Origin of the sequence: Camelimonas fluminis (assembly GCF_014656355.1) — a bacterium.
Lineage (GTDB): Bacteria > Pseudomonadota > Alphaproteobacteria > Rhizobiales > Beijerinckiaceae > Camelimonas > Camelimonas fluminis.
On the sequence record NZ_BNCG01000002.1, the window covers coordinates 277,973 to 297,014 of the forward strand.

Annotated in this window: 15 protein-coding genes; 6 read left to right on the forward strand and 9 right to left on the reverse strand. The window is 66.4% G+C overall.

The genetic code is table 11. The features are described from left to right. Window positions 1-7 precede the first annotated feature (7 nt). Window positions 8-400, forward strand: coding sequence for a VOC family protein (locus tag IE243_RS04670; RefSeq protein ID WP_191318180.1), 393 nt, complete (start codon window positions 8-10; stop codon window positions 398-400). 91 nt (window positions 401-491) lie between these two features. Here IE243_RS04670 and IE243_RS04675 read toward each other — a convergent pair whose 3' ends face one another. Then, entirely contained in the window at window positions 492-953 is a 462-nt protein-coding gene (locus IE243_RS04675) for a GNAT family N-acetyltransferase (protein ID WP_191318181.1), read from the reverse strand. Between the two features lie 303 nt (window positions 954-1,256). Between IE243_RS04675 and gltS the strand changes: the two genes are divergently transcribed. Continuing rightward, window positions 1,257-2,465, forward strand: coding sequence for a sodium/glutamate symporter (gene gltS / locus IE243_RS04680; RefSeq protein WP_191318182.1), 1,209 nt, complete (start codon window positions 1,257-1,259; stop codon window positions 2,463-2,465). 148 nt (window positions 2,466-2,613) lie between these two features. On the opposite strand, the gene IE243_RS04685 is transcribed toward gltS, so the two are convergent. The 4 genes from IE243_RS04685 to IE243_RS04700 all read right to left on the reverse strand — a co-directional run bounded on the left by IE243_RS04685 (window position 2,614) and on the right by IE243_RS04700 (window position 6,298). Beyond that, the gene (locus IE243_RS04685) at window positions 2,614-3,723 is read right to left on the reverse strand and encodes a glycerophosphodiester phosphodiesterase (protein ID WP_191318183.1); all 1,110 of its coding nucleotides are present in this window, start codon (window positions 3,721-3,723) and stop codon (window positions 2,614-2,616) included. 261 nt (window positions 3,724-3,984) lie between these two features. Continuing rightward, a complete protein-coding gene (locus IE243_RS04690; protein WP_191318184.1) occupies window positions 3,985-4,527 on the reverse strand; it encodes an aspartate 1-decarboxylase in 543 nt (180 codons plus the stop codon). A gap of 274 nt (window positions 4,528-4,801) precedes the next feature. Continuing rightward, window positions 4,802-5,686: an SDR family oxidoreductase gene (locus tag IE243_RS04695; RefSeq protein ID WP_191318185.1), complete on the reverse strand. Its 885-nt coding sequence runs from the start codon at window positions 5,684-5,686 to the stop codon at window positions 4,802-4,804. A gap of 210 nt (window positions 5,687-5,896) precedes the next feature. Continuing rightward, a complete protein-coding gene (locus IE243_RS04700) occupies window positions 5,897-6,298 on the reverse strand; it encodes a nuclear transport factor 2 family protein (RefSeq protein ID WP_191318186.1) in 402 nt (133 codons plus the stop codon). A 751-nt stretch (window positions 6,299-7,049) separates the two neighbouring features. Between IE243_RS04700 and IE243_RS04705 the strand changes: the two genes are divergently transcribed. Further along, complete coding sequence (locus tag IE243_RS04705) at window positions 7,050-8,090, forward strand: AraC family transcriptional regulator (protein WP_191318187.1); 1,041 nt, start codon at window positions 7,050-7,052, stop codon at window positions 8,088-8,090. A 60-nt stretch (window positions 8,091-8,150) separates the two neighbouring features. On the opposite strand, the gene IE243_RS04710 is transcribed toward IE243_RS04705, so the two are convergent. The 4 genes from IE243_RS04710 to IE243_RS04725 form a co-directional block, all read right to left on the reverse strand. Next, window positions 8,151-8,672: an Lrp/AsnC family transcriptional regulator gene (locus tag IE243_RS04710; protein WP_191318188.1), complete on the reverse strand. Its 522-nt coding sequence runs from the start codon at window positions 8,670-8,672 to the stop codon at window positions 8,151-8,153. Between the two features lie 363 nt (window positions 8,673-9,035). Continuing rightward, the gene (locus IE243_RS04715; RefSeq protein WP_191318189.1) at window positions 9,036-10,649 is read right to left on the reverse strand and encodes an AMP-binding protein; all 1,614 of its coding nucleotides are present in this window, start codon (window positions 10,647-10,649) and stop codon (window positions 9,036-9,038) included. Between the two features lie 122 nt (window positions 10,650-10,771). Next, a complete protein-coding gene (locus IE243_RS04720; protein WP_191318190.1) occupies window positions 10,772-14,062 on the reverse strand; it encodes a carboxyl transferase domain-containing protein in 3,291 nt (1,096 codons plus the stop codon). Window positions 14,063-14,124: 62 nt separating this feature from the next. Further along, complete coding sequence (locus IE243_RS04725) at window positions 14,125-15,396, reverse strand: ABC transporter substrate-binding protein (protein ID WP_191318191.1); 1,272 nt, start codon at window positions 15,394-15,396, stop codon at window positions 14,125-14,127. A gap of 427 nt (window positions 15,397-15,823) precedes the next feature. Here IE243_RS04725 and IE243_RS04730 point away from each other — a divergent pair, with 427 nt between their 5' ends. From IE243_RS04730 to IE243_RS04740, 3 genes are all read left to right on the forward strand, one after another. Beyond that, window positions 15,824-16,648, forward strand: coding sequence for a TetR/AcrR family transcriptional regulator (locus IE243_RS04730; protein WP_191318192.1), 825 nt, complete (start codon window positions 15,824-15,826; stop codon window positions 16,646-16,648). A 95-nt stretch (window positions 16,649-16,743) separates the two neighbouring features. Next, window positions 16,744-17,847 carry an NAD-dependent epimerase/dehydratase family protein gene (locus tag IE243_RS04735; protein ID WP_191318193.1) on the forward strand — a complete coding sequence of 368 codons (1,104 nt, stop codon included), beginning with the start codon at window positions 16,744-16,746 and terminating at the stop codon, window positions 17,845-17,847. 183 nt (window positions 17,848-18,030) lie between these two features. Continuing rightward, window positions 18,031-19,011, forward strand: coding sequence for an aldo/keto reductase (locus tag IE243_RS04740; protein WP_191318194.1), 981 nt, complete (start codon window positions 18,031-18,033; stop codon window positions 19,009-19,011). Window positions 19,012-19,042 lie beyond the last annotated feature (31 nt).

The following is a 19,042-nucleotide window of genomic DNA, read 5'->3' on the forward strand; positions in this document are numbered from 1 at the left end:
AAGGCAGATGCGCATCCATGTTACCAGCGTCCTCGTGGACGACCAGGCGCGGGCGCTTGATTTTTACACCAGGGTTCTCGGGTTCACGCCAAAGCACGACGTCGCCGTTGGCGACCATCGCTGGCTGACGGTGGTCTCCCGCGAAGCGCCTGATGGCGTCGAACTGCTCCTTGAGCCGGACGTTCATCCCGCCGCCAAGCCCTGGAAGGCGGCGCTCGTGGCCGATGGCATTCCGGCCATGTCATTCCAGGTGGACGACGTCGACGCTGAATATGACCGCTTGCTGGCGCTGGGCGTCCGGTTCGCCCGCAAGCCAGCCGACGCGGGCCCCGCGCGGGTGGCGGTGCTCGACGATACCTGCGGCAATCTCATCCAGCTGTTGCAGATGAAGAGCGCCTGAGCAGCGGAGCAAAGCAACGGACCGGAGGCCCGGAGCGCGAGGCGGCGGCGTTGCGGGGACGCCGCGTCCGCGCGTCGCCTGGGGCTTCGGGTCAGTCCCGCAGATCCAGCACCATGAACATGGAGTTGGGATCGGCGACGTAGTCGTTGAAGGGCCCGGTTTCCGCGAAACCGTGGCGCAGATACATCCCGATCGCCGGGCGAAAATAGTCCCAGGAGCCGGTTTCCAGCCAGAGCTGGTGGACGCCGCCTGTCCGGGCGTCGGCGATGAGATGGCGCAGCATCTCGCCGCCCACGCCCCGCCGCCGCATGGCCTCCACCACATACATGGATTTCACTTCCGCGTGACGCGGCGCGAAGCGCTTCAGCGCGCCAATCGCCAGCAGCGCGCCCTGGTCCCACGCGGACCAGAAGCGGACCTGCGGCGTCTGTAGCGCGGCGATTTCCAGCGCATGGGCGCTGCCGGGCGCGGTGTTGGCGTAAGCCGCTTCGAAATGGGCGCGCAACGCCTCTATCACGCGCGCATCATCAAAGACCCCCAAACGGAACATCATCAGAACCTCCCTTGGGCGAGGACTGGCCAGGGGCCAGCAGGATACCCCGATTGCCGGCGCGCCAGAAGCCTCGGCCAACCCGGCCGATCCGCGCGCGGGCCGGCCAACGGCGGTCACGACATCCGGCCCGGGCCGCATACAGGGGAAAATCCGCTCACACAGGACCGACGTTTTGCTTTATCTCTTTGGTTTGACGCGTTTTGCACGCGGATCATGCCCTTCCGTAATGCGCAACGTGGCGTCAGCTTCGCCAGAAGACGCCCCCAGTTGCGCTGGCGACGTTCCCATCCGCCCGGGGTCCCGATGCTCCAGATCGACGCTTTCCTGTCCTTCACCATCGCCATGTCGCTGCTGCTTGGCGGCAAGGTCATCACCATGAACGCGCCGCTGCTCCGGCGTTACAGCATCCCGGAGCCCGTGGTTGGCGGCGTGTTGTGCGCGGCGGTGGTCGGGCTGATTTATGTCTTCAGCGGCAGGAAGGTCACCTTCACCCTTGGCGCGCGGGATTTTCTGCTGCTGGTGTTTTTCGCTTCCATCGGGCTCGGCTCCGACCTGCGGACCCTGCTGCGCGGCGGGAAACCGCTGGTGATCCTGACGGCGCTGGCGACCCTGTTCATGCTGATGCAGAACGGCCTGGGCGTCGTGCTGGCGGAGGCCTTCGGCTTCAATCCCCTGGCGGGCCTGATGGTCGGGTCCATATCGCTCACCGGCGGCGTCGGCACCACCCTGGCCTGGTCGCCGGTCTTCGTGCATCAGCACGGCGTCAGCAACGCCATGGAGCTGGGCATCGCGGCGAACACCGTGGGTCTGATCGCCGCCTGCGTTATTGGCGGCCCCATGGCCACGTGGCTGATCAAACGGCATGGCCTGCATGGCCCGGCGGCGCGCCAGCTCGACATCGGCTCGCGATCCCGGGGGCCCACCCCGCCGCTCGATTATTTCAGCGTCGTCTGGGCGCTGCTCGTGATCAACCTCACGATCATGCTGGGCATGGGCCTGCACGCCCTGATCGCGGAAACCGGCGTGACGCTGCCGGCGTTCGTCGGCTGCCTGCTCGCCGGCATCATCGTCCGCAACGCCACGCCCCTGACCATGAAGCGCAACCTCGCCCGGATGTGGCCCGGCGTGCGCCAGGGCATGGCGCTGGTCTCGGACATCGCCCTTGGGGTTTTCCTGACCATGGCGCTGATGGGCCTGCAATTGTGGGAGCTGTCTGGCGCGCTTGTCTTCATTTTCACGGTGCTGACGCTGCAGATCCTGCTCACCATCGCCTGGACGATGTTCGTGGTGTTCCGCGCCATGGGATCGGACTACGAGGCCGCCGTCGTCTGCGCCGGTTTTGGCGGCATCACCCTCGGCTCCACCGCCACGGCCGTGGCGAACATCACCGCCGTGGCGCAGCAGCATGGCGCGGCGCACCGGGCGTTCATCATCGTCCCGCTTGTCGCCGGCTTCTTCATCGACCTGGTGAACGCCGCCGTCATCTCGAGCTTTATCGCCGTGTTGGGCTGATGCCTGGCGCAAAATTCCGGCAATCCTGAACGAAGTTTTGCGCGATCCCCTTGCCCGTTCCTGGGTTTGATGCGCCTTCCCCGGGTTTGGCGCGTCCTTCTTGCACAAGGCGACGTCCGCCCCGCCTGGAAGCGTCCAGGCGGCGCGCTCAGCGCCGGGCGGCGTCCCGCGCCGTCACCGCCACATCGGGGAAGTCGCTGAACAGGCCGTCGACGCCCAGATCGATGAACGCCTGGACTTCCTTCGCCGGATCGCCGCCATAACTGGCCGCCAGAAAACGCGGCTCGCTACGCAAGGTCCATGTGACGACGCCGAGCCCCACCGCATGGGCGTCCCGCACAATGCCGGTGGGCGGCAGGGTGAGCCGCGCGCCCTCGCCCGCAGCGTCCGGGGCGACGCCGTCCCCGACCGTCGCGGCGCGGGTCGGGATCAGCCATAGCTTCCATGGCGCCACATAGTCGGCCCATGTCTTCACGTCAGCCAGGCCAGCCGGCGTCAGCAGGTCCGCCCACGTGCGGCTGTCCCCGGTGACGGTCCAGTCGTAGGGGCGCATATTGTCAGGCGCCAAGGTCATGGCGCCGGCGGCGTCAGGCCCGCCGCCATCCACCAGTTGCAACAGGCGCACGCCGGTGCGGCGCCGCAGGTAACGCAGATTGCCGGTCTCGAAGCTCTGGATGATCACCGGCGCGGCGCGGTCCTTCCAGCCGGCGGCGTCAAGGGTCGCGACCAGCCTGTCTTCCAGCGGCAGGCCCTGCGCCGCGTGCCAGGTGGGATGCTTGGTTTCCGGCGCAATGCCAATCTCCCGGCCGATCCCCCGTCCCAGCCTCGCGCTTTCGGTTTTGGCGAGATCGATGACTTCCTGCAGGGTGGCGACGCCGTAGCGATCGTTATGGCCCTGGTCGCGCCACGCCATGGGCTGGCGCGCGCGCAAGGTTTTCAGCTCAGCCAGGGTGAAATCGGTGGTGAACCAGTCGGTGACGGCGACGCCGTCGAGCAGCATGGTGCGGCGCCGGGCGGCGAATTCAGGGAGGTCGGCGACATTGGTCGTCTGCGACAGCATCGGCTCATGACGCACCACGAGCACGCCATCGCGCGTCGAAACCACGTCCGGCTCGATGAAATCGGCGCCCATGTCGATGGCGCGCCGGTATGCGGCGATGGTGTGGTCAGGCAGATAGCCGGAGGCGCCGCGATGGGCGATGACCAGAGGCTTCCGGCCGGCCAGGCCAGCCTTGCCGGCGTCAGGCGTTGTCGCCATGGGCGTCTCCGCGCCAGCCGGCGCAATCAGGCACAGGAGCAGGAAAACCGCAGTCAGAACGCGCGCCACGCAACCTCCCATGAACGAAACGACGGGGCGATCATGCTGATGCGACCCCACGACCGTAACATGACGCGGCGCCGGCGGGCAGACGCCTGGAGGAACTTCAGGGCGCGCGGACGCCGGCAGCCGAATGTCGTCGCCAAAAGCAAATGGCCGGGAAATCCCGGCCATCAAATCATCCAGTCCGCCCGTCGCCGGTCAGGCGACCGACTTCAGGTGGCGCGACAGCACGTCGGCGATGGCGTGGTCGTCGAGGCCACGGGCGCGCAGGTCCTCGGTGAAGGCGCGCACGTTGAACTCGCCGACGCGACGCTCGGCCGGATCGACCTGCGGCTCGGTGACCATGCGGAAATCGAACGGGCGCTCCGGCCCCTCGAAGACCTCGTAATGGATGATGTCTTCAACCTTGTTGCCGGCGCCGTAGGTCAGCACCTTCGGGCGCATGGAGTACAGCTCGGTTTCCTGCACGAAAGCCGACGCGCAGATAATGAGCTGGTCGCCCTTCTGGCAATTGCGGGCGGCGGCGCCGTTCAGCACGCACTCACCCTTGCCCGGCTCGCCGAAGATCACATAGGTGTAAAAGCGCGCGCCGTTGGCCTTGTTGAAGATGTCAACGTACTCCAGCGGGCGGATGCCTGCCTGGGTGCACTGGTCGGGATCGAGGGTAATGGAGCCGTGATAGTCAAGATCCGCGCCGGTCACGCGAATTCCATGCAGCTTGGCCCTGACAACCTGGATCATAGCTAACCTTCCGCAGCGTTCACGGCAGGACCGTGAGGCCTGTATCGCCAGTCTTGCGCCCGGCAGAACTGGCGGGACGTCCAACGCACCCGACGCCGGAGCCCGCCGCAGGGCGCGCAGAGGCCCGCATATACGTAAAAACGCGTTCAGGCGCCAGCTTTATCCACGCATGGCGCCATTCCGACGCACGCAGATTGCGGCTCCGTCCTGTCAGATCAAATCCAGACGCCCGCCAATCGCGCTGACGGACGTCTGGATGCTGAAACAATACCGGTCAGCTGGTGCGCTGTGAGCGGTCCTTGTCGTTCTGCCCCTTGATCAGGTCGCGGGCCTTCTGCCAGTCAGCGTCGCTCCAGTCCCGCATGACGCTGTAAAAATTGCCGCCGGTCGCCAGGCCCTGGGCGCCGTCGAGAGCGATGGTTTCGCCGTTGATCCAGGTGGAGCCGTCCGACTGCAGGAACGACGCAAGGTTCTGCAGATCAGCAAATGTGCCGTGGCGGCCCATCGGATTGGCCTTCGCGGCGCGCTCGCCAGGCTTCTGGCCGGGGCTGAGGCGGGCGTTCATGCCTTCGGTCGGAATTTCGCCCGGGGCGATGGAGTTGAGGCGGATGCCGTAGTGGCCCCATTCGGCGGCCAGCGACATGGTCATGACGTTGACGGCGGCCTTGCTCATGGCCGACGGCACCACATACGGGCCGCCATTGCGCACCCAGGTGGCGAGGATGGAAATCACCGAGCCCGGCAATTGCTTTTCGATCCAGCGCTTGCCGACCGAGTGCGTGACGTAGAACGTGCCGTGCATGACGATGTTGGCGATGGCGTTGAAGCCGCCCGGCGTCAGATCCTCGGTGCGGGAGATGAAGTTGCCGGCGGCGTTGTTGATCAGGCCGGTGAGCGGCGCGCCGCTCTGGAACACCTCCTCCACCATGGCGTCGACCGCGTTGAAGTCGCGGATATCGACGCCGAACGCGTCGACCTTGCGACCCGGATAGCGGTCCATCAGCTCCTTCGCCGTATCATCGAGCACGCCCTTGCGGCGGCCGCAGATGACAACGTCCGCGCCGAGCGACATGAAGCCTTCCGACATGGCCTTGCCGAGGCCCGTGCCGCCGCCAGTAACCAGAATGCGCTTGCCGCTGAGCAGATCCTTGCTGAACATGTGACTCTCCAGTTGAGCGTTGGTTTGCATCCCGTCCCCGCCGCCGGCTTCCGCGACAGTCAGGTTTGGCGACGGTGTTTCTTTGTTGCGGCCGCCAGGCGGCGCAATGGCCAGGCATGGCGAACCGCACGGGGCCTCAGGCCCCGCCCTGTTTCCATGATCGCGCGCATTGTCTTCACAAAAGCGGGGCGCCGCATTTTCCGAAAAGGCTCAGGCGGCGAACCGCGCCTTCATGCGCTCCGCGACCTCGGCCAGGGCGTTCAGCGGCCGGATCATCACTTCAAGTTCAGTAACGCGGCCCTGATCGTCGAGGCGGAACCTGTCGACGCCGCGTAGCTGGTGCGACCCGACATTGGCCTCGAAGCCGAGGATCACGCCATCGCCGTTGATCCACTCGCTGACGTAACGAAAATTCTCGAAGACAGCCAAGGCGTTGCAGACAACCGCCACGGCGTAGTCCTTTGACTGCTTCGGGCTGTAGAACGCCGGCGACATCAGCGTTGGGTTGTCGGCGAACATCGCCGCCGCGCCGGCCGGGTCGTGGGTCGCGGCCCATGCGCGCCAGCGGTTGATGAAATCCGCAGCGATCTCCGCCTGATCCACTCCGTTCATGCTGCTCTCCCTGGCGTCAGAACGCTCTCCAGCGACGTTGAGGTGGGATCGCGTGAAGAAAACGCTTTACTTCAAATAGATAAAACGAAAACCCGGTTCAGCTGAACAGATTTTGCTCTGGCCGCCCACCTGGGCGCGAGTCTTCGCGCGGAACCTGGCCGGGCGCGACGACACGCCCGGACAAATCCAGTCAGTCAGGCTGAATGATGCGATGCTCCTGGCGTGACGTACTGTCCGCATCACGCAAAATCATACTGGAGCGGGTTCCGCTCGCGAACGGCGCCCATCTGGCGGGCGACGCCCGGTCCATCGAGAGTCATCAGGCGAAAGCTGATCTGGCAGCCGCCCTGGGGCGCAGGCCAGTCTCCCACGGACCGCAATCGTGACTCTGGCCATGGCTAATTTGGGCCAGGGTCGGCTGGACGCGCCACCGTAGAAAATTGGGCCTCCCCCGGCTTCCGGTCTATGCGCCCACCGGAAGCCGCCGCCCAACGTCAGCGTCAGCGCGTCCTGCCTGACAGATCGCCAGTTTGAGGCCGGATTCGCAAGGCGCAGACACGCCATAAACTTGTGTTTTTGCGCCAGCTGCGACACCATGCGGCGACATCTGTCGCCATCGCCCCGAGAGGACGGGATTCGGCGACGCAGAAACGGATAATGCCTTACCAGACTGATCTTGCGCGGTTTTCCCGGAGCAACCGGCGCGCATTTTCTCTGGAAAGAGGCTGACCGCGCGGGAGAAAACGGGGCGATGCTGCTGTCACTTTACCGCAAGGTTCCGGTATCGCCCCAGAATATGGCGGTGATGGCGGAGTTGCTGCGCGAGAACGACATCGACCCTGCCCCAGCTTTCGCCGCCGCTGGCGTGACGGCCGATCAGGCCAGCAATCCGCTGGCGACGGTCAATGGCGCCGCCGAACTGGCGTTTCAGGAGAAGTTTGTCGAACTCACCGATGGCCGCCGGCACGTGTGGCTGGAATTGGGATTGCGCTCCCGCTTTCTGATGCTGGGCCTGTTCGGAGTGGCGGTAATGACGTCGCGGACGCTGCGCTCCGCCATGGAAACGGCGGGGCGGCTGGCGTGGCTGCACCATTCGCTGGCGCTCTACGATCTCCGGATTGAAAATGGCGTCTGCACGCTGCGGATGCGGCTGGACCAGACGCCGCCGCATTTGCGCGAATTCACGGCGTTGCGCGACGCCCCCGCCACCACGGACCTGCTCAACATGATCTGGGGCGGGCGCTTTCCATTTCTCGGTATCGAACTGACAGCGCGCGACCGGATCTTCACCCAGGTGCGGAAGCCGGACGCAATGGTGGTGAGCGTGGGCGAACCGGGCTCGACCTGGACATGGCCGGCGGAATTGCTCGACCAGAAGCTGCCGGCGGCGGACCGGCGCTCTCATGAACTGTCGTTGCGCCAGGCCGACCAGTTGCTGCAGCGCGCCCTGGCGACGAATGAGGACAACGACCTGGCGGCGCGCATATCCAGATTGCTGCAGTCGGGCGAGCCGGGCCTGAGCCTGCCCGACGCGGCGACCCGGCTCGGCATGAGCGCGCGCACGCTGCAACGGAGACTGACCGAGGCCGGCGTCAGCTATCGCCAGTTGCAGGCCCAGGAGCGCATTAATGGCGCGCGGCGGTTACTGCGCGAAACCAGCCTTCCGGTGGCGGAGATCGCCTGGCGCCTTGGCTATACGGAAACCTCGGCGTTCAACCACAGCTTCCGCCGGACCTGCGGCATGAGCCCCCGGGCCTGGCGCAAGAGCATTGGCCAGGCGTCGACAGCTTGAGCCATCTCCCGCAGTTCCAGACAACAGTCCGATGAACGGGGCCGGTCTGGAAACGGACCGCTAGGGCTGGATCACCGGAATCGCCGTTTCCGACTTCAGCCGTTCAAGGGCGAAGCGCGACACCACATTCTTGAGATTGCCGGCGGCGATGATGCGGCGGTAAACCTCGTCATACTCGGCCATGTCGCGCACGACGATGACCGCCAGATAATCCACGTCGCCAGCCATGCGATAAAACGCCAGGACTTCCGGCATCTGCCGCAGGGCTTCGGCGAACCGGCGGATCTCCGCCTCGGAATGCTCGCCGATCTGCATCGAGACGAACACCGTCACGCCATAACCCAGCATCTCGTGATCGAGCAGCGCCACGCGCTTGCGGATGATCCCCGCGGCCTCCAGGCGCTGGATGCGCTTCCAGCATGGCGTCGGCGACAGGCCAGCCTCATCGGCGATCTCGGCGATGGTCAGCGACGCATCACGCTGCAGCGCACGCAGAATGCGCCTGTCGATAGCGTCCAGCCTTGGCGCCGGCCCACGCGGGGCCGGGCGCGGAATGTCGCGTGTAACGGCAGCTTCAACCATGCCCGATGTCCTGTCCCCGCGCCTGCCGCTCTCACGTCCGCCCGACAATTTTCAGGCTGGCTGGCGCCGTCGCGGCTTAATTCACATTAAAATTCGATATTTAAAATAATAATACAGAAAATTATGACGTAAAGGCAACCAATTTCCGAGGGATGCGTTTTTTATGCGCGGCGAGCCGCCGTTGCACGGGATCGCTTCACGCCGCCGCCGCGAGGGCCAGCTTGAAAGGCATCCAAAACCAATCGCCCGACCGCGTTGGCGGCCGGGCGAGCGAAAACGGTGCGGAATGGAATGCAGGCGGCTCATGCCAGGTCGCAAGGATGCTGATGCATCGGCGACCTGCGCATCCGTGGCCCGAAAAACTCAGGCCCCGCCGAGCCGTTCACGCCGGATGCGGATCCCCGCCGCCTCCCGGTCCCACACGTCGGCGGCGACGCCTTCGTCGCGGATGACATGCTTCTGCACCTTTGCCGTCGGGGTCTTTGGCAAATCAGGCAGGATGCGGACGTAGCGCGGGATCATGAAATGCGCCATGCGCGGAACGAGGAAGTCGATCAGTTCAGCCGGATCGAGGGAGGCGCCGGGGGCCAGCGACACGGCGACAAGCACCTCGTCCTCGGAAATCTCGCTTTTCACCGCCACCGCCGCCGCCTCGCGCACGGCCGGATGGCTGATGACTTCCGCCTCCACCTCGAAGGATGAGATGTTCTCGCCGCGCCTGCGGATGGCGTCCTTCATGCGATCGACGAAATAGAAATACCCCTCCGCATCGCGCCGGAAGCCATCTCCGGTATGGAACCAGCCGTTGCGCCAGGCGGCGGCGGTGGCCTCCGGGTTCTTGTAATAGCCATGGTTCATCGCCCAGGGCCGGTCGGTGCGCACGATCAGCTCGCCAACCTCGCCGGGCGCCACCTCGCAATCATGGCTGTCGACGATGCGGCATTCGACGCCGGGGCGGGGCCGGCCGCAGGCGCCGACGCGGTCCGGATTGGTCTCCGACACCAGCGGGCACGACACCTCGGTCATGTTGAACACGGTGATGATGTCGACGTCGAAGCGCTTGCCGAAAGCGATGGCGTCGGCGTCGAGCGGCACCGCCGTCACCCATTTCAGGCTGTCGGCGTAGCCGGCCGGCGGATCGGGCTGCTTCATCAGGAAGCCGCCCATGACCCCGAGCAGGATGACCGTGGTGGTCTGCGTGCGATGCACCGTTTCCCAGAACCGGTCCGTGGAGAACGATTCGACCAGGGTGATGGAGCCGCCCTTGCCGAGCATGAAATAGACCGGGATGGTGCCGCCGGCGTGAAACAGCGGCAGGGTCACCATGTGCCGGTCATCGGCCGTGGCGAGCGGGAAGCCTTCGCCGAAGCTCATCAGTTGCATGTAGGATTGCAGCACGCCCTTGGACGGCCCGGTGGTGCCGGAGGTGAAGATGATGGCGTGCGTGTCCCAGGGCTCGATCGGCTGGGCCAGGTCGCTGACGTCTCCCGCGCCCTGCTCCAGCACGCGGGCAGGATGCAGCGTCAGCCCTTCCACCACCACGTCGCGGTCGTGGATCACCACCACGTCGCTCAGGTCGGCCAGGTCCACGTCGCCGAGGCGGTGCAGCAGATCGCCATGCACAACGCCGATGTGGGCGTCGGAGAGCTTCAGCACATGCTCAAGAACGCCGCCGCGATAGGCGGTGTTGAAGGGCACATAAACCGCGCCGAGATAGTTGACGGCGAACCAGACGGTGAGGATTTCCGGTCCGTTCGGCAGCCAGACCATGACATGGTCGCCGCGCTTCACGCCGAGCTTTTCCAGCCCGCCGGCGGCGGCGCGCACCCGCTGGCGGAACTCCGCATAGGTCCAGCCGGCGCCGTCTTCGAAGACCACGTAGGTCCTGTCGGGAAACGCCGCAGCGCGGGCGTCCAGCAAATAGCGCAGCACACAGGATTCGCGCGGCGTCACGCCATGGTCGGTGTGGTTGGGCATGAACGTCTCCCTGAAGCAGGCAAGCCTGGTGTGATTGCTTCTTTGGTCTGGGCTTCTGGTTTCTGGTGCGCAGCGCGCCAGTGAGGGGACTGGCGCGCTGCGCGTTCCGCCAGCCTGAGGGATTAGACCGGTGGAATGGTGCGGAAACGCGGCGGCGCATGATTGTCCCGGCGGGCGGGCGTGCGCTGCAGCGTCTCGATAATGCGGAAGCGGGTGGTGCGCGGATCGATGACGTCGTCAACGCCGAAACCACGGGCGGCTTCGAGCGGCGTCACATGGGCGCGCATGTCGTCGATCAGTTGCTGGCGACGGGCCTGTGGATCGGCGGCGGCCGCGTATTCCTTGCGGAAGGCCACGTCAACGGCGCCTTCGATCGACATGGCGCAGATCTCGGCGCTCGGCCAGGCGACGGCGAGATCTGCGTCAAAGCTGCGACCGCCAGCCATCGCCACATAGCCAAGCCCATAGCCCTTGCGCAGCACCACGGAGATGCGCGGCACCGTCGCCAGCCCCAGCTCGGCGATCAGCTTGGCGCTGCGCCGGCCAAGCTGGGTGCGCTCGGCGTCGGAGCCGATGGCGAAGCCGGGCACGTCGATCAGATAGATCAGCGGCAGGCCGAAGGCGTCGCACATGGCGATGAAACGGGCGGCCTTCTCGCAGGCCGGCGAATCCAGCATGCCGCCGAGCGTCAGGGCCTGGTTGGCGATGAAGCCAACCGGGCGCCCGTCCATGCGCGCCAGCGCCGTCACCACATTGCGTGCGAACGCCGGCTTGAACTCCGTGACGCTGCCGGCGTCGGCGATGCGGCCGATGACATGGCGCACGTCATAGGCCTTGCGGGTGTTGGCCGGCACCATGGCCGCCAGCGGCGCGGCGCGCTCCGTTTCCTCGGCGGCGCTGAGGCTGGACGGAACCACCGGCAGCGGCGCCCGGGCGTTGGTGGGCATATAAGAGAGATGCCGGCGCAGGGCGGCGATCGCCTCCTCTTCCGTGGCGACGGCCAGATCTGCGAGGCCGTAACGCCCAACCTGGGAGTCGGCGCCGCCCAGCGCCTCGATGCCGATGTCCTCGCCCGTGCCGGCCTTCACCAGCGCCGGCCCGGCGAGGCCCATGGCGGACTTGCCCCGCACCATGACGACGAAATCAGCGAGGCCGGTGTAATTGGTGTTGGCGGCGAAGCCGGCGCCGAGGATGGCCCCCACCACCGGAACCCAGCCGTTGAGCCGGGTGAGGTCGTGGAACGACGTGGCGCCGGCCGCATAATAGCGGGAGTTCTGGCCATCCTGGATGCGGTGGCCGCCGCCGTCGAGCAGCATGGCCAGCGGCACGCCGCTCTTCAGGGCAATGGCGATGGCCCGGTCCATCTTCTCGATGCCGAGATGGCCGACGCTGCCGCCAAAGACGCTGAAGTCCTGGGAAACGACCATCACCGGCCGCCCGTCGATGCGCGCCGAACCGACCACCACGCCTTCGGCCGGAGCGGTTTCCTCCAGCCCCTCATGGGCGACCAGCCCGCCGATCTCGACAAAACTGTCCGGATCCGCCAGCAGCTCGATGCGCTCGCGCGCCGTTAGCCGGTCGCGCTGGCGCAGACGGGCCACGGCGTCGGGCCGCGCCGCGTCCATGGCCTCGGCGCGGGCGCGTTCGATGACGTCGCGGTGGGCCAGCGCCTCGGGGTCGTGCTCCGGCTCCTGCTCCACTTCGACCACCGGCCCATCGGCGCCAATGATCCAGAGGATTGGCGCATCGGCGCGCAGGGTTTCGCCGGGAGCTGCGTCGACGCGCGTCACCTGCCCCGCCGTGACGGCGGTGACAACGTGCTCCATCTTCATGGCTTCGACGATGGCCACGGCCTGCCCGGCGGCGACGCTGTCGCCCGCCGCCACCTTCACCGCAACCAGGCGGCCGCGCATGGGCGCGCGCAGCGCTGTCGCGTCTTCCAGATCGCCGGCGGCGACATCCGTCACGGCGCTGTCGCCCGCATCGACGCGCGGCGCGAGCCATGACTTCTGATGGCTGGCGGCGGCCACCAGTTGCGGCGCGGCGCGGCCGATGAAGCCGGTGTCAGCCTGGCCGGCGATGAATTCAGGATGGGCCAGAATGGCCTGAAGCGCCGGAATCGTGGTGGCGACGCCATCGACGCCGAACTCGCCCAGCGCCCGGCGCGCCCGCGCCAGGGTCTGGCTGAAATCGCGGGAAGGCGCGTGCACCACCAGCTTGGCCAGCAAGGCGTCGAAGCCGGAATGGGTTTCATAACCCCGGTAGCCAAAGCTCTCGACGCGGACGCCGGCGCCGGCTGGCGGCTCGAACACGCTGAGCACGCCGCCGGACGGCAGTGCCCCGCCGTCTTCGGTCAGCGTCTCCATGTTGACGCGCAGCTGGATGGCGTGGCCGCGCACCGGCGGCGGCGTGGTCAGTCCCAGCTCCTCCAGCGTGCGGCCGGCGGCCAGGGCAAGCTGGGTCTGCACCAGGTCGACGCCGGTCACCTCTTCGGTGACGGTGTGCTCCACCTGAAGCCGGGGGTTCATTTCGATGAAGACGTAGCGGCCAGAAGCGCCTCCCTGGGCGTCGGTCTCCACCAGAAATTCGACGGTGCCGACCGCGTCATAGCGCGCCGCCGCGGCGATGCGCGTGGCCTCCTCGCACAGGCGCTGGCGCAGGTCGTTTTCCAGCCACGGGCTGGGGGCGATCTCGACCAGCTTCTGGTGGCGGCGCTGCACCGAGCATTCCCGCTCCCACAGATGCGAGACGGCGCCGGTGCGATCGCCGATCACCTGCACCTCGATGTGGCGGGCGCGGCCAATCAGCTCCTCGGCGTAGATGTCGGCGCCGCCAAAAGCGGCGCGCGCCTCGGAGGCGCAACGGTCATACGCCTCAGCAAGTCCGGCGACGTCGCGAACGATCCGCATGCCCCGGCCGCCGCCGCCGGAGACGGCCTTGAGCATGACGCCGGCCGCATCCGGCCCCAGGCTTTCCATGAAGGCCTCGACCTGCGCCAGACTGGCTGGACCGTTGGTGTTGCGGGCCACGGGCGCGCCGGCTTCGCGCGCCAGGGCGACAGCGCGGGCCTTGTCGCCGAACAGCTCCAGCGCCTCTGGCCGCGGCCCGATGAAGGTGAGGCCGGCGGCGGCGCACTGGCGGGCAAAGTCCGCGTTCTCACTGAGGAAACCGTAGCCGGGATGAACCGCGTCGCAGCCGTTTTCCAACGCCGCGCGAACGATGGCGGCGCCGTCGAGGTAGGCGGCGGCGCCCTCGCCCGGCAGCGTGGCCGCCGCATCCGCCTTCGCCATATGCAGCGCGCTGGCGTCATCCAGGGGGGCGACGGCCATGGAAACCACGCCGGCTTCGGCGCAGGCGCGGGCAATGCGGATGGCGATCTCGCCGCGATTGGCGATCAGGAGCTTGCGGAACAAGGACAGGTCTTTCACAGGTTCTGGAGGCCGCCCGCCAGGGCGCATGGCGGGCGCGAGAGGCTTTATCTGGTCTGCGACGCGGGTTTTGCCTGGAGGGCCGGGCACTCGCTCTGCGACGCTGGCCGGAACGCCTGGTCGGCCGGAATGACGGTGACGATTTTGGCGAAATCGTCCGCGGCCTTCGATTCCTGCGGCGTCTTGATGACCGCGTAATACATGTCCCGCATCATGCGGCCGTCGGCGCGGATTTTGCCGTCTTTGGTGAAAGCGTCGTTGACCAGCATCTCGTTGAGCACGGGGATGACCTTTTTGGTCTCGGTGGTCCCCGCCTTGTCGACGGCCTTCAGATAGTGGTTCACCGCCGAATAGACCGACGCCTGCGTGTTGGTGGGGACCTTGCCGTGGATCTTGCGGAACCTCTCGGCGAAATGCCGGCTGCCGTCGTCGCGATCCCAGTAATAGTCCACCGTCATCGGCAGACCCTTCGCCATCTCCAGGCCCAGGCCCTGGATGTCGGTGGTGGTCATGAAGATGGTGGCGATCTTCTGCTGCAGGCCGAACTCGCGCGCCTGCTTGATGATATTCTGCAGATCGCGGCCGCCGGTGGCGAGCCCGATGACATCGGCGCCGGACGCCTGGGCCTTGAGCAGGATCGAGGCGAAATCATTCGTGCCCAGCGAATAGCGGGCGGAGCCGACGACTTCGCCGCCATTGGCCTTCACCACATCGGAGGAATCGATCTCGATATTGTGGCCGGCGGCGTAGTCCAGGGTGATGAAGAACCACTTTCTGGCCTTGTCGCCATATTGCTTCATCAGGCCGGAAACCACCGCCTTGGACAATGAGTAACTGTCGTAGCCCCAGGTGTAGCCGTGAGGCGAGCAGGATTTGCCGTTAAGATCGCGGTTGTTGGCGCCGGAGACGAACACCAGCCGGTCCTTCTCGGCCGCCAGCAGCTGGATCGGCAGCGCCATGCCGGAGTTCAGCACGTCAAACACGGCGTTGACGCCATCGACGTCATACCATTTGCGCACGGCGGCGAGACCGACGTCGGCCTTGTTCTGATGGTCGGCGGAAACCAGCGTCACCGGCTTGCCCAGGGCCTTGCCGCCATGGTCCTCGATGGCCAGCTTCGCCGCCACCACCGAACCCTCGCCGCCAAATTCGGCGTAGATGGAGTTCTTGTCGGTGAGGACGCCGATGGTCACCGCGTCACTGGCCGCCTGGGCGCCGCCAGCGGCAAACATGGCGCCGGTCATGGCGCTCCACGCCGCGGCCATCAGCACGCGCCGCATCGTGAGGCCGCTCGCGGCCGCCTTGCCCTGACCGGTCATCCGGCCCTCCCTTCATGTTATATCGTTGGCGCCGTCATGCGGCCGCCCTTTCGTAATTGTTAGCATAACCAATTTATTTACATCAAGTCGTTGGCATATTAAATTGTGTGGGCATTGGCCATGCACGCATCAATTGCGTCGGGCATGGGCCTGGCCGTCGCCCGGTTGACGCGCGGGCCCCGCGCCGAGCGGGGATTCCGGATCACGGCAGCGGTTTTTTCCGATTCCTGCGCGGCTTGAGCGTTTGAACTTCCCGGAAGCAGATGCCATGCAGGGCCGACAGCCCTGCAACCATCACGCGAATACTTCCGGCCAATGAAACGACAAACTCGCTGCGCCCCAGACGCTCCGCCTCCGCGGGCGCGCGCCATTTCCGCGTGGGCGGCGCCTCCGCCTTCCATCCGGGGATCAGTACGGGAGCATCGCCATGGCCGCGGGACGTGACCCCATCGACAGGCGGGCGGACGCCGCCACGCCCCCCGCCCCTGGTCCAGACAGCGGCGCCAGCGACAATGGCGCCATGGAAGCCGCGACCAGACCCGCGAGTTCCCCACCCGAACTTTCCCGCCCCCCGCGCGCCCGACGTCCGGGCCGCCCTCCGCGGAAAGGCGGCGACGGGGAAGATTCATCGCGGGAGAAGTTGCTCGACGTCGCCATCGACCTGTTCGCTGACTGGGGTTACGAACCGGTGAGCACAGCGGCGGTCGCGCGGGCCGCGGGCCTGTCGCAATCGATGGTTCACTACCACTTCGGCTCCAAGGAGCAGTTGTGGCGCGAATCGATCGACCGGCTGATGCGCCGTCGCGGACGGTTTTTCCCCGTCAGGCGCATGGAAACCGATGGGCTTGACCCCGTCGCGCGCCTGAAACTGCTGATCCGCCGCCTTGTCGAGGCCAACGCCGCTGAGCCGCATTACATCCGCATCGTGACCCATGAGGCCATGGGCCGGACGCAGCGGTTCGACTGGTTGATGGAGAAGTTCGTGCAGCCAGGCATCGCCGCCTTTGACGCGGCGATCGCCGACGCCATGGCCCAGGGGCTTATCCGGCGTCTGCCGCCCCATCAGACGTCCAGCATCATCACCTCCGCCGCCTCGATGACCTTCAGCATCGGGGCGGTGACGATGGCGATGCATGGCGAAGATCCTCATATGCCCAATCAGGTCGCCATATACAGCGACACCATCGTCTCCATGCTGTTCGAGGGATTGCTGGCCCGGCCGGACGACAAGGCCCAGCCGCCCGGCGACTGAGGGATTTGTCCTCGACCAGCGCCCGTTTCGGCGGCAGGATGCCCGGGCTCGGAACCCGCCGCCACACAAGACGGCGGGTGTGGGAGGACGGGAGAATGAACAGGCATGTGCTTGTGGCGGGGGCCTCGGGCCTCGTTGGCCAGGCGGCGTTGCGCCATTTCCAGGGCATGGCGGGCGTGCGCGTCACAGCGCTGTCGCGACGGCGCCCGCTTCAGGATGGAGGCGTCCGCTTCCTCAGCCTTGACCTCGACAATCAGGGCGCCTGCGCGGACGCGGCCGCAAGCCTGGGCGATGTGACCCATGTGGTCTATGCGGCGCTCTACGAAAAGCCGGAGCTGATCGACGGCTGGCGGGACCCGGAACAGATCGCCGTCAACGCCCGCATGTTCAGCAATCTGATGGAGCCGCTGCTCGCCCATGCCGGCGGCTTGCGCCACGTCACCCTGTTGCAGGGCGCCAAGGCCTATGGCGCCCACGCGCGCCGCATGGCGCTGCCGCCGCGTGAAGATCGCGACGAGGCGCATGATATCCCGAATTTCTACTGGGAGCAGGAGAACTGGCTCAAGGCGGCGCGACGCGGCAAGGCCTGGAGCTGGACGATCTGGCGTCCGCAGATCATCTTCGGCCTGTCGTTCGGCAGCGCCATGAACCCCATCACCGCCATCGGCGCCTGGGCGGCGCTGCTGCATGAGAAAGGCGAGCCGCTGTATTTTCCCGGCGGCGAGACCGGCAATGTGCTGCAGGCGGTGGATGCGGACCTGCTGGCGCAGGCAATCGCCTGGGGCGGTGAGGCTGAAACGGCGCGCGACCGCATTTTCAACATCACCAATGGCGATGTCTTCGTGTGGGCCAATGTCTGGCCAACGATCGCTGACGCCCTTGGCATGCGTCCTGGCGAACGCCGCCCCGCCTCCCTGGCCGATGATCTGGCGCGAAGCGGCGCGGAATGGGCCGCCCTGTGCCGCCGGCACGGCCTTGCCGCGCCCGAGCTGCCGGCCTTTGTCGGCGCCTCCGCCCAGTATATGGATTACCTGCTGGCGCGAAACGCCAGCGGCGGCCCCAAAGTCTCGATCATTTCCGACATCCGCAGGCACGAGGCGGGCTTCTCCATGGTCATGGATACGGAAGCCATGTTCAGGAAATGGTTCACCGCTTTTCGGGAGGCGCGGCTGTTGCCGGGCCATGCCGGCGCGCATTGAGCCTCGGGACATGACCGCGGCCGGCGCGTCCCGGATTTTGCCCATGCCGCCAGGCCGGGGACCTTGTGCGACGTCTTGTGAGACGCCTTCCACGGCCACTTCGCGCGACGCTTTGCGCGAGATGGCGTCCGTCGCGTTGACCGCGCCCACAGCAGCACATACCCGCAGCGAAAGGTACAGCTCGTGAAATATGTGAAATTCGGCCGGACCGGCCTCGACGTTTCCCGCATCTGCCTTGGCTGCATGACCTACGGCGTTCCGGAGCGCGGCGCGCACCCCTGGACGCTGAACGAAGAGGCCAGCCGGCCGCTCATCCGCCAGGCGGTGGAGAAAGGCGTCAATTTCTTCGATACGGCGAACGCCTACTCCGACGGCACGTCGGAAGAAATCGTCGGCCGGGCGCTGAAGGATTTCACGCGTCGCGAGGAAACCGTCATCGCCACCAAAGTCTTCATGCGCACGCGCCGCGGGCCGAACGGCGCCGGGCTGTCGCGCAAGGCGATCATGCAGGAAATCGACGCCAGCCTGAAACGCCTCGGCGTGGAATACGTGGACCTCTACCAGATCCATCGCTGGGACTATGACACGCCGGTGGAGGAGACGCTCGAGGCGCTGCACGATGTGGTGAAAGCCGGCAAGGCCCTCTACATCGGCGCCTCCTCCATGTTCGCCTGGCAATTCTCCAAGGCGCTTTACACCTCCCGCCTCAACGGATGGACGGAATTCGTCTCAATGCAAAACCACCTCAACCTGCTGATGCGGGAGGAGGAGCGCGAGATGCTGCCCCTATGCCGTGATCAGGGCGTCGCCGTGATGCCATGGAGCCCGCTGGCGCGCGGCCGCCTCACCCGTGACTGGGACGAAACCAGCCAGCGTCAGGAAACCGACGTGTTCGGCGGCACTTTATATCGCTCCAGCGAGGACAGCGACCGGCAAATCGTGGCGGAGGTCGCCCGCATCGCCGCGACGCGCGGCGTGTCGCGCGCCCAGGTCGCCATGGCGTGGCTGCTGCAAAAGGACGGCGTGACGACGCCGATCGTCGGCGCCAGCAAGCCGCAACATCTGGACGACGCGTTCGCGGCCGTTGACCTTGTGCTCGACGACGGCGAGATCGCGGCCCTTGAGGCGCCTTACGTTCCCCATCAGGTCGCCGGGTTCAGCTGAGCGGCGCCCCGTCGGGGGCTGCTGGATGCGC

What these genes read in the sequence shown, in the direction of transcription:
- IE243_RS04715 (WP_191318189.1), bottom strand. Translation starts at nt 10,649, where the DNA reads ATGCCCAACCACACCGACCATGGCGTGACGCCGCGCGAATCCTGTGTG.
- IE243_RS04695 (WP_191318185.1), bottom strand. Translation starts at nt 5,686, where the DNA reads ATGTTCAGCAAGGATCTGCTCAGCGGCAAGCGCATTCTGGTTACTGGC.
- gltS (WP_191318182.1), top strand. Translation starts at nt 1,257, where the DNA reads ATGCTCCAGATCGACGCTTTCCTGTCCTTCACCATCGCCATGTCGCTG.
- IE243_RS04705 (WP_191318187.1), top strand. Translation starts at nt 7,050, where the DNA reads ATGCTGCTGTCACTTTACCGCAAGGTTCCGGTATCGCCCCAGAATATG.
- IE243_RS04675 (WP_191318181.1), bottom strand. Translation starts at nt 953, where the DNA reads ATGATGTTCCGTTTGGGGGTCTTTGATGATGCGCGCGTGATAGAGGCG.
- IE243_RS04690 (WP_191318184.1), bottom strand. Translation starts at nt 4,527, where the DNA reads ATGATCCAGGTTGTCAGGGCCAAGCTGCATGGAATTCGCGTGACCGGC.
- IE243_RS04710 (WP_191318188.1), bottom strand. Translation starts at nt 8,672, where the DNA reads ATGGTTGAAGCTGCCGTTACACGCGACATTCCGCGCCCGGCCCCGCGT.
- IE243_RS04685 (WP_191318183.1), bottom strand. Translation starts at nt 3,723, where the DNA reads ATGGCGACAACGCCTGACGCCGGCAAGGCTGGCCTGGCCGGCCGGAAG.
- IE243_RS04700 (WP_191318186.1), bottom strand. Translation starts at nt 6,298, where the DNA reads ATGAACGGAGTGGATCAGGCGGAGATCGCTGCGGATTTCATCAACCGC.
- IE243_RS04725 (WP_191318191.1), bottom strand. Translation starts at nt 15,396, where the DNA reads ATGACCGGTCAGGGCAAGGCGGCCGCGAGCGGCCTCACGATGCGGCGC.
- IE243_RS04730 (WP_191318192.1), top strand. Translation starts at nt 15,824, where the DNA reads ATGGCCGCGGGACGTGACCCCATCGACAGGCGGGCGGACGCCGCCACG.
- IE243_RS04670 (WP_191318180.1), top strand. Translation starts at nt 8, where the DNA reads ATGCGCATCCATGTTACCAGCGTCCTCGTGGACGACCAGGCGCGGGCG.
- IE243_RS04735 (WP_191318193.1), top strand. Translation starts at nt 16,744, where the DNA reads ATGAACAGGCATGTGCTTGTGGCGGGGGCCTCGGGCCTCGTTGGCCAG.